The sequence below is a fragment of the Microbacterium sp. 69-10 genome, assembly GCF_001897945.1.
Lineage (GTDB): Bacteria > Actinomycetota > Actinomycetes > Actinomycetales > Microbacteriaceae > Microbacterium.
On sequence record NZ_MKRT01000017.1, the window covers coordinates 15,746 to 30,144 of the forward strand.

At 69.9% G+C, this 14,399-nt stretch carries 13 protein-coding genes; 6 read left to right on the forward strand and 7 right to left on the reverse strand.

Annotated features, from left to right (window positions below):
• The first annotated feature begins 62 nt into the window (after positions 1–62).
• Positions 63–1,181, forward strand: a complete 1,119-nt coding sequence (locus tag BGN97_RS06455; protein WP_292699068.1) for a polysaccharide deacetylase family protein — start codon at positions 63–65, stop codon at positions 1,179–1,181.
• 28 nt (positions 1,182–1,209) lie between these two features.
• Positions 1,210–2,100, forward strand: a complete 891-nt coding sequence (locus BGN97_RS06460; protein WP_292699070.1) for an amidohydrolase — start codon at positions 1,210–1,212, stop codon at positions 2,098–2,100.
• Between the two features lie 106 nt (positions 2,101–2,206).
• Here BGN97_RS06460 and BGN97_RS06465 read toward each other — a convergent pair whose 3' ends face one another.
• The 3 genes from BGN97_RS06465 to BGN97_RS06475 form a co-directional block, all read right to left on the reverse strand.
• The gene (locus tag BGN97_RS06465) at positions 2,207–2,875 is read right to left on the reverse strand and encodes a GTP pyrophosphokinase family protein (protein WP_292699072.1); all 669 of its coding nucleotides are present in this window, start codon (positions 2,873–2,875) and stop codon (positions 2,207–2,209) included.
• A gap of 122 nt (positions 2,876–2,997) precedes the next feature.
• Positions 2,998–4,101, reverse strand: a complete 1,104-nt coding sequence (locus BGN97_RS06470; protein ID WP_292699074.1) for a hypothetical protein — start codon at positions 4,099–4,101, stop codon at positions 2,998–3,000.
• 126 nt (positions 4,102–4,227) lie between these two features.
• Complete coding sequence (locus BGN97_RS06475) at positions 4,228–5,124, reverse strand: intradiol ring-cleavage dioxygenase (RefSeq protein ID WP_292699076.1); 897 nt, start codon at positions 5,122–5,124, stop codon at positions 4,228–4,230.
• A 170-nt stretch (positions 5,125–5,294) separates the two neighbouring features.
• On the opposite strand from BGN97_RS06475, the gene BGN97_RS06480 reads away from it, so the two are divergent.
• Positions 5,295–5,732: a MarR family transcriptional regulator gene (locus BGN97_RS06480; RefSeq protein ID WP_292699078.1), complete on the forward strand. Its 438-nt coding sequence runs from the start codon at positions 5,295–5,297 to the stop codon at positions 5,730–5,732.
• Positions 5,729–6,334 (forward strand): DUF998 domain-containing protein, encoded by a 606-nt coding sequence (locus tag BGN97_RS06485; RefSeq protein WP_292699080.1) that lies wholly within the window; start codon positions 5,729–5,731, stop codon positions 6,332–6,334. Before BGN97_RS06480 ends, BGN97_RS06485 begins: the two co-directional genes overlap by 4 nt.
• Here BGN97_RS06485 and BGN97_RS06490 read toward each other — a convergent pair whose 3' ends face one another.
• The 3 genes from BGN97_RS06490 to BGN97_RS06500 form a co-directional block, all read right to left on the reverse strand.
• Positions 6,335–8,392, reverse strand: coding sequence for an iron ABC transporter permease (locus tag BGN97_RS06490; RefSeq protein WP_292699082.1), 2,058 nt, complete (start codon positions 8,390–8,392; stop codon positions 6,335–6,337).
• A 127-nt stretch (positions 8,393–8,519) separates the two neighbouring features.
• The gene (locus tag BGN97_RS06495; protein ID WP_292699084.1) at positions 8,520–9,551 is read right to left on the reverse strand and encodes an iron-siderophore ABC transporter substrate-binding protein; all 1,032 of its coding nucleotides are present in this window, start codon (positions 9,549–9,551) and stop codon (positions 8,520–8,522) included.
• A 79-nt stretch (positions 9,552–9,630) separates the two neighbouring features.
• The gene (locus tag BGN97_RS06500; RefSeq protein WP_292699086.1) at positions 9,631–10,494 is read right to left on the reverse strand and encodes an ABC transporter ATP-binding protein; all 864 of its coding nucleotides are present in this window, start codon (positions 10,492–10,494) and stop codon (positions 9,631–9,633) included.
• A gap of 29 nt (positions 10,495–10,523) precedes the next feature.
• Here BGN97_RS06500 and BGN97_RS06505 point away from each other — a divergent pair, with 29 nt between their 5' ends.
• Positions 10,524–11,453 (forward strand): siderophore-interacting protein, encoded by a 930-nt coding sequence (locus BGN97_RS06505; RefSeq protein ID WP_292699088.1) that lies wholly within the window; start codon positions 10,524–10,526, stop codon positions 11,451–11,453.
• Between the two features lie 28 nt (positions 11,454–11,481).
• On the opposite strand, the gene BGN97_RS06510 is transcribed toward BGN97_RS06505, so the two are convergent.
• Entirely contained in the window at positions 11,482–12,537 is a 1,056-nt protein-coding gene (locus BGN97_RS06510) for a VanZ family protein (protein WP_292699090.1), read from the reverse strand.
• Between the two features lie 173 nt (positions 12,538–12,710).
• Between BGN97_RS06510 and BGN97_RS06515 the strand changes: the two genes are divergently transcribed.
• On the forward strand, positions 12,711–14,399 hold a 1,689-nt coding region (locus BGN97_RS06515; protein WP_292699217.1), incomplete at its 3' end, for an APC family permease.

Below are 14,399 nucleotides of genomic sequence, written 5' to 3' on the forward strand. Positions count from 1 at the left end.
CCAGAGTTCGGCACCCGCACGGTGGGAGGGCATGCATACCCCAGTGGCCCTATGCTCGTCCCGTGGGGTTCTGGGGACGCCGACGGGGGATGCTCGTCGCGGTGATCGGCACGGCGGTGGCCATCGGCACGGGCGTGGTCGGGCTGTCCGTCATGCCCGGGATCCTCTCGGGCGCCCCTCCGGCGGAGCCGGAGCCCACGGCATCCGCCTCCCCCACCCCGAGTCCGACACCGCTCACGCCCGTCGAGCAGCTGCTGGCGACCACCGCGGACCCGCTCGCCTGCGCGGTCGACTTCCGCGGCCCCGGCATCGCACTGCCCCCGATGCTGCAGACCCAGGGCGCGCTGTACACCGGACTGCCGATCCCCAGACGAGAAGGCGCGGTCTTCGGGGGCTGGTATGAGACGGAGTCGGATGCCGGCGCCCTGACGGCCACCGCCCGTGTCAACGGCGCGCGGCTCGCGAGCTGCACCGATCGGCGGCAGACCCTGTACGCCGGATGGGCCACGCCCGAGCAGGTCGCCGCCGCGCACACGCGCGTGCCGATCCTGATGTACCACCAGTTCACGACCAGGCCCGAGGGCGAGAAGGGCTGGCTGCGCGGCAACTACGCGTACATCGGCGACTTCGAGGCGCAGATGGCCCACATCGAGCAGACGCGGTTCTACCTGCCCACCTGGGATGAGCTCGACGCGTTCATCGACGGAGCGCTGTACCTGCCGCCGCGCTCGGTGATCGTCACGGACGACGACGCCGATCCCACCTGGCTGGAGCTGGCCGTCCCCGTCGTCACGCAGCACCGCGTCCTGACCACCTCGTTCGTCATCACGAAGTTCCGCCACGACGGTCCGCCCTCGCCCTACGTGCTGCAGCGCTCGCACACCGACGACATGCACGAGGCCGGCGCGAACGGCAAGGGGCGGATGGTGAACTGGACGGCTGATCAGATCGCCACCGACCTGGAGCGCTCGGCGCAGATCCTCGGCGTGAAGGAGATCGTCGCATACCCGTACGGTCACGTGAACGAGACCGCCGAGGAGGGTGTGACCAGGGCGGGTTTCACCTTCGGCCGCACCACCGCCTGGGGCTTCGTGACGCCCGGCACGGACAAGCTCCGGCTTCCCGTCATCCGGATGAACTACGGCGACACCGTGCAGACGCTGATCGAGCGGATCGGCTGACCGCCGAACGGCACGGATGGCTAGGCTCATGAGCATCGACCTCGAAGCGCTGTACATCGACCTGCATCAGCACCCTGAGCTCTCGTTTCAGGAGACCCGCACGGCCGGTATCGCCGCCGGCCAACTGCGCGACCTCGGACTGGAGGTGCACGAGGGCGTCGGCGGAACGGGCGTCGTGGGCGTGCTCGCCAACGGCGACGCTCCGACCGTCTGGGCCCGTGCCGACGTGGACGCCCTGCCGGTCACCGAGGAGACCGGCCTTCCCTACGCCTCGAAGGCAACGGGCGTCGATCCCGACGTCAACGAGGTCAGGGTGATGCACGCCTGCGGCCACGACATGCACGTGACCGCCATGATCGGCGCGGTCGAGCAGCTGGTCTGGGAGCGGGATCAGTGGCAGGGCACGCTGGTCGTCGTGATCCAGCCAGCAGAGGAGCTGGGCGCCGGTGCGCGAGCGATGCTCGACGACGGCGCGCTGGACCGGTTCCCGAAGCCGGACATCGTGCTCGGCCAGCACGTCGGGCCGCTGCCGGCGGGCGCGGTCGGCCTGCGCCCCGGTCCGCAGATGTCAGCATCCGACGGTCTGCACGTCGTGCTGCACGGCCAGGGCGGGCACGGCTCGCGGCCGGATTCCACGATCGACCCGGTCGTGATGGCGGCGGCGACGATCATGCGCCTGCAGACGATCGTCTCGCGCGAGGAGGACGTGTCCTGGTTCGCACGGGATGCCGGAGTGCCGCTGGTGTTCTGGTTCTGGGGCGGCGTGGATCCGGCCGCCTTCGCGGCGGCCCTGCAGAACGGCTCGGTCGACCACGACATCCCGACCAACCACTCGCCGTTCTTCGCCCCGGTGATCCACCCGACCATCGAGGTGGGCGTGAAGGCCCTGGCGACGGCCGCGCGAGAGTTCCTCGGCTGAGGCGGCGTGGCTTTCTGAAGGACGGATGACGTTCTGAAGGAGATCCGGGGCCCTGGCATCCTTCAGAACGTCGAATGTCCTTCAGAAGTGCGTGCGGGATGCGGCGTCAGGCCTCGATCACGCGGTGATTGATCTCGAGCGCCTCACGGTGCAGGCGCTCCATGCGCAGGTCGAGCTCGCCGGCGGCATCCGCGGCCTCGGTGAGGCTCTGCACCAGGTGGGCGGGCACTCGTCCGTCGAACTTGTAGTGGATCTTGTGCTCCAGGCTCGCCCAGAAGTCCATCGCGATGGTGCGGAACTGCACCTCGACGGGCACGGGGATGGCCCCCGTGGACAGGAAGACGGGCACCTCGACGATGGCGTGCAGGCTGCGGTATCCGTTGGGCTTGGGCTCGGCGATGTAGTCCTTCACCATCAGCACGGTGATGTCGTCCTGGCGGGTGAACAGCTCGAACAGGCGGTACACGTCGGTGACGAAGCTGCAGGTCACCCGCACGCCGGCGATGTCGGTGATCTCCCGGCGGATCACGTCGAAGTCGGGATCGATGCCCTTGCGGGCGACCTTCTCGACGATGCCATCCGGTGACTTCAGCCGGCTCGAGACGTGCTCGATCGGGTTGTAGGCGTGCATATGGGTGAACTCGTCGCGCAGGATCGAGATCTTCGTCTCGACCTCGCGCATGCCGAACTCGTACTCGCGGAGGAAGCGCTGGAACTGATCCCGCAGCTGCTTCGCCTGGGCGATCGCGGCATCGTCGACAGGCACCGTGCTCATGCTTCCGACGTTACGCCGTGCGGTTCGGAATGTGCTGGATGCTGCCGGAGACGACACGGGCCGGAGACGACGGATGCCGGGGATGCCGCGTCAGCGGCGTCCCCGGCATCCGGAGCAGTGCGTCAGGCCTTCGGCGCAGCCGGGTCGCCGGGAGCCTCAGGAGCAGCCGGAGCCGCCTCGGCGGGGGCCGAGGGAGCCTCAGGAGCGACCGGAGCCTCGGCGACCGGAGCGGCCGGCGGAACCGGGGCGCCCTGCGCGGCGGCATCCGCCTGCGGGGCGACCGGGGCATACTGCGGAGCCGCACCGTCCACCGGCGGAACCGGCTGATAGTTGAGACTCTGCGCCAGAGCGCCGTGCGTCGACGGGTCGTTCGCGTCGTAGGCCGCGGCGGAACCCTGCTTCTTCACCTTGGAGGCGGCGACGAAGTACTGGATCACGCTGACCACGGTCAGGATGACACCTGCCGCGAGCGGGTACCAGAACACCGTGTAGCGGAACTCGCCGTTGGCGTCGGGCTTGGCGAACATCACCTGGAAGAACGGGATGGCGGCGCCGACCACGAACACGGCGGCCCACAGCACGACCATCCAGCGCATCTTCTTCAGCGACGACTGGGAGACCTTGCCCTTCTTGTCGACCTTCGGCTCCAGCAGACCCTGCTGCTTGCGGGTGAGCAGCGCGAAGATCAGCGCGAGCACCAGGATGACGATGGCGACGATGAGCAGGATCAGCCACACCATGAGCGTGGGGTTCGAGGTGGGCTGGTTCTTCAGGTACTCGTTGTACTTGTCGACCGTCGCGCTGTAAGCGTCGACCGCGGCACCGAGGTCGGTGTCGGCCTGCTGCGCGGCGCTCTGGTCCTGCGCGCTGATCGCGTCGGCGAGCGCGCCGGCGGCGGCGGCCATGTCGCCCGCCTCCCCAGCGAACTCCTTGGCGAACGCGGCGCTGCCGCTGTCGGCCTTCTGCGCGACCTTGGTGAACTCGCTCTTGGCGGTCTCGGCGGCGGCCTGGAACTTCTTCGAGGCGGTGGCGATGTCCTCGAGCGGTGCGGACTGGTCGGAGTAGACGGTGCCGAACTGCTCGGCGGCGGCGCTCAGCGCGGTGTCGACCTTCTGCAGGTCATCGGTGGTGTCGGCCATCGCGGGCGCTGCGGCCCCGATGATCATCATCAGGCCCGCGATGACGGCGACCACCGTCAGACGCGCGCGGGTTGCGATTGCAGTCATGAGAATGAGATTCCCCCCTCAGCCCGCAGAACGCGGGTCGTGTGCGGCGCCGCCCTCCGACGCCCCCGACATTCTAGGAGATTGCTGAGAATGCGGGGTAATCGCATTTCCGAGCGGTCTCCTCGATCAGACCGCGATCGACAGCGCCGCCGTGTAGCCCTTTCCGATGCTGCCGGTCATGGTCGCAACCTGCAGGACGCCGCCGTCGTCGCCGAACACGTTGTCGCTCTTCAGCGTGACCCGCGCGGCGTTGCTCACGCTCTTCTCGTAGCCGGTCGTGGCGTACACCTTCGCGTTGGTCTCCTCCGGGAGCGCGATCTGCGAGGTCTTCACGATCGGCCCGGTGGCGACGGCGGTGGCCACGTCCTGGTAGACCTCGAAGTGGATGTGCGGCCACCGGCCCGAGTAGCAGGCCGGATAGATCGACGTGAAGCGCACGGTGCCGGTGTCGTCGGTCTCCTGCACGCCGCGCAGATAGTTCTCGTCCTTCGCGGCGTCCGAGTAGAGCGAGTAGTTCCCGTCACGGTCGCAGTGCCAGAGGTAGACCCCCGCGCCCGTCATCGCCTTCCCCGTGGCCGCGTCGCGGACCGTCAGCACGATCTCGAGCGGCACGCCCTTCGCCGTGGTCGTCGAGGAGCCGAAGCTGGAGCGGATGTCGCCGCGCACGATGCCGGAGTCGTCGAGCACGTTCACGCCGTTCGAGCCGTCGCCGGGATAGGGCCCGGCGGTCTCGTTCGGGACCTCGCCCTCGAGCAGATCGCTGTTGTCCTCCGCGGCCGGCGCGCCGCCCGGAGCGCCCTGCGGCGGAGCGCCGGCCGATCCGCCCGATCCCGACCCCGTGGACGCGGATGTGGTCGGCGCGCAGGCTGCGAGCAGCGTGGTCGCCGCGATGCCGCCGAAGATGCCCAGCATCCGACGGCGGTCGATCAGCGTGCGGATGTCGTAGACGAGTCCGCGATGGTCCTCATCGATCTCGTGGCCGTTCTCGTCCAGCCAGCGGGGGTCGGTGGTCTCGGTGCTCATGATCTCGTCCTCTCGTCGGGCGGGCCGCCCACGTTCCGAGGCAACCGATCCGACCCATGAGGGATGCAGGAGGACGACGAGCAGTTGCCGTGAGCCTGCTATGGGGATCGCATGAGTCGCTTCGTCCGGCAGGGCTTGCGAGAATTAACTTAAGTAGTTAAGTTAGTTCCATGGACCTCGCCTACGAACTCCACGACCTGGTCCGCACACTCGACAGATGGGCGGAGCAGATCCTCCGGCCCCAAGGCCTCAGCTACAACCAGTACGTCGCCCTCGTCATCCTCGGCGAGCACCCGGGCATCACCGGGCGCATCCTCGCGAAGGCCCTCGGCGTCACCGAGGCGGCGGGCAGCGGGATCGTCCGTGCGCTGCTCGCCGACGACCTCATCACCGACCAGGCCGGCCCTCGTACCGGTAACCGTCGAGAGCTTCATCTCACCCCGCGTGGCGTCGACAGAGCACAGCACTGCGGCCGGCTGCTGGGGCGCTCCGTCGACGACAATGCCCGCACCATCGGCATCGATCCGGCCGCTCTGGCCGCCACCATCCGCGCCCTCCATGACGAGGTACGCACCGTGCGCACTCCCCCCGGAAAGGACCACTCATGACCTTCACCCTCGCCGCCCTGGCGGCCGCCTGCGGGCTCGCCCGCCTGGCGATCTTCGTCGCCCTGCACGCCGTCAAGAACGAGTACTCGCCTGTCCGGCACGCGGTCAGCGACTACGCCGTGGGGAGCACGAGAAGACTCAGCAGCATCATGACCTGGATCACCGTGCCGTTCTGGGGGCTGCTCGCGGCCGCCGTCGCCACAGGCCTGAACGATTGGCCGGATGCAACGGGCATCGCCGTCGCCCTGTCCGCCCTGGCCGTGATCTTCCTCGTGCTCCCGTTCGTCCCCACCGACGTCGAGGGCGAGAAGGCGACCACCATCGGCCGCCTGCACTATCTGCTCGCGATCGCCTGGTTCGCCATCAGTTACGCGTGCATGGGCAACTTCACCCGCCTCTTCTCGGACCTGGGGCCGGAGTGGCTGGCCGCGACACTCACGGTGCTCTCCTGGATCGCGGCCGTGTCCCTGGCGGTGAGCGTCATCGCGCTCGTCGTGAAGAAGCTGCGGGCGCGGGTGTTCGGCCTCTCCGAGCGGGTGTTCATCCTCTCGGTGAACCTGTTCTACCTCGGCGTCGCCGTCGGACTCCTCCTCCTGGGATGATCAGGCGTCGCGCGAGCGCCAGAGCAGCCAGACGAAGTACGGGGCGCCGATCAGCGCCACGACCAGTCCGGCGGGCAGCTGCGCCGGTGCGAGCACGGTGCGCCCGATGGCATCCGCCGTGCCCACGAGCACTGCACCGAGCACGACCGACACCGGGATCACGCGACCGTGCTTCGCCCCGACCAGCGCGCGCGCGGCGTGCGGTGCGACCAGGCCCACGAAGCCGACCACGCCGACCGCCGAGACGCTGAGCGCCGCCAGCAGGGCGGCCGCACCCAGCAGTCCGAGGCGAGCGCGTTCGAGTCGCACGCCGACCAGCCGGGGAGTGTCCTCGTCCATCGCCACGATGTCGAGCTCGCGACGCTGGGCGATCACGAACGGCAGCGCGACGGCCAGGACGATCGCCAGCGGGATCACCTGCTCCCACAGCCGCCCGTAGGTGGTGCCGGACAGCCACGTGTAGATCTTCGGGGTGTCCCATGGGTTGGAGCGCAGCAGCACGAACGTGGTCAGCGCCGTCGCTCCGTAGGAGACGCCGATGCCGATGAGGATGAACCTGTCCGCGCTGAGGCCGCCCCGCCACGACAGCGCGTACACGAGCAGGAAGGCGAGCAGCGCGCCGGCGATCGCGGCGGCGATCATGCCGAAGGTGGAGGCCGCGACGCTGGTGACCACGAGCACGGCGCCCAGTCCCGCACCGCCGGTGATTCCGAGCAGCCCCGGCTCGGCGAGCGGGTTGCGGCTGACGGCCTGCGTGATGGTGCCGGCCAGCGCGAGAGCCGCGCCGGCGACCACGGCGGCGATCACCCGCGGCGAGCGCTCGTCGAGGGCGAACGAGACCAGAGGCGGCGCCTGATGCTGCATCCACAGCAGGATGTCCCCGGTCAGCAGCGGTGTGGCGCCCACCAGCATCCCGATCAGGATCACGGCGGCGAGCAGCGCGACCCCGACGGCGAGAACGACGGCGAAGCGGCGGGTGCTGCGCACCCCGAAGCGGATGCTGGGCGGGCGGCGCGTGGGGCCGGCGTCGCGCAGGCGGCGGGCCATCGCGATCAGCACGATCGCACCGAGGAGGGTGGTCGCGACGCCGGTGGGCACCGCGATCGCGCCCTCCGCGCCGATGATCGCGCGGAGCACGGCGTCGGCGCCGATCACGACGATCGCTCCGATGAGTCCGGTCGCCGGGATGAGCAGCACGTGCTTGGTGAGCAGGGGGAACACGCGGGACAGCAGCCGGGCGAGCACGGGCGCGCAGAGGCCGACGAAGCCGATGGGGCCGGCCAGCGTGACCGCGGCTGCGGTCAGCAGCACGGAGAGCAGGATGCCCATCACCCGCGTCGAGCGGATCGGGACACCCAGGGAGGAGGCCGTGTCGTCGCCGAGCGCGAGCACGTCCAGGCGCCGCGTCAGCACCAGCGCCAGCGCGATGGCGACCACGATCACCGGTGCGGCACGCAGGAAGGCCTGGATGCCCAGCTGGGACAGGCTGCCGCTCCCCCACGCGAACAGCCCCTTGGTCTCCTCCTCGAACAGCACCAGCAGCGTCGACGTGCCGGCCTGCAGGGCCATGGCGAGCGCGGACCCCGCGAGCACCAGACGGGTGGTCGACGATGCGGCGCCGCCCGCCAGGCCCAGCACGATGCCGGCGGCGGCGAGCCCGCCTGCGAACGCGACGATGCCGGATGCCCAGAACGGGATGCTCACCCCGAACGCGGTCACCGCGGTGACCGCGAAGTACGAGCCGGCGGTCACACCGAGCGTGTCCGGTGAGGCCAGCGGGTTGCGCGCGAGCGACTGCATCAGGAGTCCTGCGACCCCGAGGGCGGCCCCCACCGCGATTCCCGCCGCCAGCCGCGGCATCCGCGAGCCGAACAGCACATCGGCATCCGCGAGCACGGCCCCGCTCGTGCCCTGCGTGAGATGCCACAGCGACACCGCGACCAGAGCGACGAGCAGCACGAGGAGCACCCCCGCCGCGGGGAGCGCGCCGCGCCGGGGCGTCACGCCCCCGGCATCCGTCGCCGGCAGCTCCGCGACGATCGCATCCCTACTGCTCATCGACCCGTCTCACCTTCCGCATGGCCCGGATGCTCCCGACACAGATCGGGGGCCGACACGCCACTTTCCGGACGATTCCAGCGAGAACGTCCGTGATCTGGCGTGTCGGCCCCCGGAGTGGAACACGTCACTTGGTGATGACGGCGACGTACGCGTCGACGATCTGCTCGGCCGAGCGCGGTCCGCCGAAGGTCCAGATGCCCGCGGGGAACGCGTGGATGCGGCCGTCCTTCACCGCGGGGATCGAGGCCCAGGCGGGGTTCTTGGCCGCCGCGTCGATGAAGGTCTCCGAGTCGGGGTCGGCGGTTCCGGTGTGCAGCAGCATGGCGTCGCCGATCGTGGTCATGCCCTCGATGTCGGTCTGGCCCAGACCATAGGCCGGGTCGACCTCGCCGGTCCAGGCGTTCTCGAGCCCGAGCCGCTCGCCGAGCTCGCCGATCAGCGAGCCCTGTCCGAACGGCCGCAGGGACACGTTGCCGCCGTCGACCCAGCCGTCGAAGAACACGAAGGGCGCGCCCTCCAGGGAGGCGCCGGCGACGGCCTTCTCGCCCTCGGCGAGCTTCTTCTCGAACTCGTCCTTCACGACGTCGGCGCGCTCGGTGCGGCCGGTCGCCTGCGCGATCAGGTCGAAGGTCGCGAGCATCTGCTTGATCGGGTCCTTCGCATCGGCGCCGGTGGTGCTGAGCACCGGGACGCCGTACTTCTCCAGCTGCGTGATGATCGCGTCGTCGCGGGTACCCGCCTCGACGATCACGAGGTCGGGCTCGGTGGCGAACAGCGCGTCGAGGTTGGGCTCCTGACGGGTGCCGACGCTCTTGACGTCCTTCGGCAGCTCCTCGGCGGTGTCCCAGGTGCGGTAGCCGTCGGCGTCGGCGACCGCGACGGGCGTGAGGCACAGCGAGAGCACGTCCTCGATCTGCTGCCACTCGAGCACGGCGACCTTCGCGGCCGGCTTGTCCAACTTGACGGTGCGGCCCAGTGCGTCGGTCAGCTCGACCGGCTTGGTCGAGGTGGAGGTGCTGTCGTCGGCGCAGCCGACGCCGCTCGCCGTGGAGGTCTTCGCGTCGGTCGGCGCGGGGGCCGCCGTGGTGGTGCCGCAGGCGGTGAGCGCGAGGGTCAGGGCGCCGAGCGTGGCGAGGGCTGCGAGGGGCTTGTTCATCAGGATGGCTCCGGGATGTCGGGGTCGGGGTCGGGGAATCGGGTATGGGGAGGGTGCGCGGCGAGGCCGTGGCGGGAGATCAGGCCGAGAGCGCGGCGAGGCCGCGGCGGGCGCGGTCGTGATGCCTGCCGCGCGGCGTGACGCGCACCCGTCCGGTGCGCGGGTCGTGGTCGGCGTCGATGGGCAGTCCGTACACCTCGGTGAGGTTCTCGGACGTGAGCACGCCGTGCGGGAGTCCCGAGGCGTGCACGCGGCCGAGGTGCATGAGCACGACCTCGTCGGCGACGGATGCCGCATGGCTCAGGTCGTGCAGCACCACGCCCACGGCGGTGCCGCGGTCGGCCAGGTCGCAGATCAGGTCGAGGGTCTCGACCTGATAGCGCAGGTCGAGATGGTTGGTGGGCTCGTCCAGCAGCAGGATGCCGGTGTCCTGCGCGAGTGCGGTGGCGAGCCACACGCGCTGCAGCTCCCCGCCGGAGAGCTCGTCGACGGCGCGCTGCGCCATGTGGTCGAGACCGGTGAGCTCGAGGGCCTGCGCGACGGCATCCCGGTCGGCGTCGGTCATGCCCGCGAACCTCCGGCGATGCGGGTGCCGGCCGTAGGCGACGACGTCGCGCACCTCGAGTCCGGAGGGGTGCGGACGGGACTGCGAGAGCATCGCGACCGTGCGGGCGAACTCCCTGGCCGAGAGCGCCGCCGCGTCCCGCTCACCCCGCTCGTCGACCACGCGGACGATCCCCTCGTCGACCCTGTGCAGCCGGGCGAGGGCGCGCAGCGCCGTGGACTTGCCGCTGCCGTTGGGGCCGATCAGAGCGGTGACGACACCGGGGCGCAGGTGCAGCGACACCTCGTGCACCACCCGGTTGCGGCCGTAGCTGAGGGCGAGCGATTCGCCGTGCAGCTCGTCCGTGCGGGCCTCGGATGCTTCCTTCGGATTGGTCACGTTAGGAGAGCCTAACCTATGCTGAAGTGGTGAGCCACCACCCCTACCGGACCTTCCGCACCACCGTCGCCCGCATCGAGAAGCTGACACCGAGCTTCGCGCGCATCACCCTGACCGGCGACGACCTGGCGCATTTCGGCACTGACGGCCTGGATCAGCGCATCAAGCTGATCATCCCCTTCGCAGACGGCACGATCACCGATGTCGGCCAGTTCGACGAGACCCAGAGCATGACCGAGTGGTACCGGCGCTGGCGCGAACTCCCCGATGAGGAGCGCAATCCGATCCGCACCTACACGATCCGCTCCCCGCGTCCCGCCGACCGCGAGATCGATGTCGACTTCGTGCTGCACGGCACCGAGGGCCCGGCATCCGCCTGGGCGACCGGTGCCCAGGTCGGCGATCCGCTGTTCGTCGTCGGACCGGACTCGCGCTCCGACGAGCAGGGCGGGGGCATCGAATGGAAGCCGGGAGACGCGACCTCCGTACTGATCGCCGGCGACGAGACCGCCATGCCCGCGATCTGCTCCATCGTCGAATCGCTGCCCGCGCACATCACCGGCGAGGTGTGCATCGAGGTGCCGTCCGAGGCGGATGCCCTCCCCCTGGCCGCCCCGGACGGGGTTCGGGTGAGCTGGCTGGGCCGCGGATCGACCGCGCACGGCGTGCGACTGAGCGCAGCCGTGCACGCCTGGGGTCGGCGGCGCAGCGCATCACCGGCATCCGCTCAGGGTGCGGAGCCGGTCCGCGGACTCGACGAGGACGACAGGTCCGAGGCATCCGACGAGATCCTCTGGGAGGTTCCCGAGGCGGCGTCGGGTGGCGAGTACGCCTGGCTGGCCGGCGAGGCCGGCACGATCACCGCGCTGCGACGCCACCTGGTGCGGGACCTCGGCATCGACCGTCACTCGATCGCGTTCATGGGGTACTGGCGCCGCGGCCGCGCCGAGGCCTCCTGACCCGCAGGATCCCCGCGATGAACCCGCGTCAGCGCGGGGAGCGGGCGTCGGTCAGCTGCTGACCGGAGAGGATGCCCGGCAGTCCGCGGCCCTGACGGGTGAAGAAGAACATCACGCACGCGACGAGCATCGCGAGGCTCGTCAGGGCTGCCAGGATCCCGCCGATCAGCCCGATCGTCGACAGCCCGGCCACCCCGCCGACCCAGCGCAGCAGACGCGCGACCGGCTGAGGCATCCGCGCTCCGTCATAGCGCAGCTCCACGGCGAGGTCTCCGACCGAGCGACCGGTCATCAGGATGGTCGCGAGCCAGAACGCCCCCGCACCGCCCGTGCCGACCAGCTCCGACAGGGTCCCGTCCAGCACCGCCGCGCGATCGCGCACCACGTACTCCAGGAACAGCTGCATCCCCACGCCGAGCGTCGCCGAGACCAGGAAGAAGCCGAGTCCGTCGCAGATCATCGCCAGGGCGCGGCGCCCACGGGTGACGGGGCGCGGCATCCCGGCATCCGCCGCACGGGACAGACCACGGTGCGCGCGGGGCACGACGAGCCCGAACGCCGAGCCGACCAGGGCGCCCGTCGTGTTGGTCATCAGGTCGCCGACGTCGAAGAACCGGTATGCGCACGGATACACGCCCCACACCCCGGTCAGCTGCGTCGTCTCGATGAACAGCGACAGGCCCAGGCCCACGAGCAGGGCCGTGACGATCCCGCGTCCGCCCAGCACCCGCAGGAAGAAGCCCAGCGGCACGAACAGCAGCACGTTGAACGCGAGCTGCAGGATGCCCGGATGCGTGAGCGGGTTGCCCGGCGCGGCGAGCGCCTGCTGCACGTCCCGCACCACCGACATGGGGTCGGTGATCGCCCCGACGCACCGGATGGACGACGGCTCGGGAAGCGGCAGCAGCGTGTACGTCCAGATCGCCCAGAAGTAGATGAGTGCGGCCAGCCACATCAGGAGCCGCACCGGACTCAGACGCCCTCGACGGCGGTAGCTGATGGCCACGAACGGCACGAAGAGGCCGATCCCGACGAGTACGCCGATGCCGATCGCGATCGCTCCGGACATCACCTGCTGGCTCATCGGAATAAAGTCTACGGGCGCCGTGTTGCACGCCCGCCCGCGCAGGCGTAATCTCGCCCGTCGTGGCACACGACGCACGCGAGAACACGGATGCCCCGCAACTCGCCAAACGCATCCTTCTCGGCGACCCGCTGACGACCGAGCAGGTCAACGACCAGCTGCTCCCCAAACGCATGGCGCTGCCGATCTTCGCGTCCGACGCGCTGAGCTCGGTGGCCTACGCGCCGCAGGAGCTCCTGATGATCCTGCTGATCGGCGGGACCGCGTTCCTGACTCTGGCACCGTGGATCGCCACGGCGGTCGTGCTCCTGCTGATCGTGGTCGTGCTCAGCTACCGCCAGATCATCAAGGCGTACCCCTCCGGCGGCGGCGACTTCGAGGTGACCCAGAAGAACCTCGGCGAGGTGCCGTCGGTGATCGTCGCGGCCGCGCTGCTCGTCGACTACGTCCTCACCGTCTCCGTGTCGATCGCGTCCGGCGTCGACAACATCATCTCGGCGGTGCCAGGGCTGAACCCGTGGCGCGTGGAGCTGGCGGTCGGCTTCGTGATCCTGATCGTCATCGTCAACCTGCGCGGCGTGCGCGAGGCATCCACCGTCTTCGCGATCCCGACGTACGTGTTCATCGGCTCGGTGATCGTGATGATCGGCACCGGACTGGTGCGGATGCTGCTCGGCGACGCCCCCGTCGCGGCGAGCGCGGCGTACACCGTGCAGGCCGAGAGCCTCAGCCAGGCGGCGATGGTGCTGCTGATCCTGCGCGCGTTCTCCAGCGGATGCTCCGCCCTGACGGGCGTGGAGGCCGTGTCGAACGGCGTGCCGCCGTTCCGCGTGCCGAAGGTGCGGAACGCCAAGACCACCCTGGCGATGATGGGCTCGATCGCCGCCCTGATGTTCGCCGGGCTCACCGCGCTGGCGCTGATCTCGGGCGTCAGGTACGCCGAGGACGCCTGCGACCTGGTCGGCTTCGACTGCTCCAACCCGCAGCCGAGCCTGATGGCGCAGGTCGCTTCGGCGACGTTCGGCGCCGGCAGCATCCCGTTCTTCATCATCCAGGCCGCCACCGCGTGCGTGCTGCTGCTGGCCGCCAACACGGCGTTCAACGGCTTCCCGCTGCTGGGCTCGGTGCTGGCCCGCGAGGGCTACGCCCCGAAGGCGCTGAACACCCGCGGCGACCGGCTGGTCTTCTCCAACGGCATGATCCTGCTGGGCCTGGCCGCGGTCGTCGTGCTGGTGGTGTTCCAGGCGAACCTCACCAACCTCATCCAGCTGTACATCATCGGCGTGTTCGTGTCGTTCTCACTCGGACAGATCGGCATGGTGCGGCACTGGAGGCGGCTCCTGCGCGAGACGCATCACCGGCCACTGAGCGAGGTGGCCGCGGAGCGGCGCTCGGCCATCGTCAGCCTGTCCATCAACTCCCTCGGCGCCGTGATGACGGTGAGCGTGCTCATCATCGTGACCATCACGAAGTTCACCCACGGCGCCTGGATGGTGTTCTTCGCCATCCCCGTGCTCGCGCTGCTGATGCTCGGCGTCAAGCGGTACTACCGCGACGTCGAGAAGGAGATCGCGATCGAGGACACGACCCACTTCGGGTCGCGCGGCGACGTCGCGATCGTGCTGGTCAGCCGGATGCAGAAGCCGGTCATCAAGGCGCTGGACTACGCGATCGCCGCCCGCCACGAGAAGACGATCGCGCTGCACGTCGCCCTCACGCCCGAGGACGGCCAGGTGCTGCAGCGGCAGTGGCAGGACTACAAGATCCCGGTGCCGCTGGTGATCGTGGACTCTCCGTACCGCACCTTCGCACAGCCGGTCGAGCAGTACATCCGCAAGTACCGCGAGAAGCACGGCCCCGCA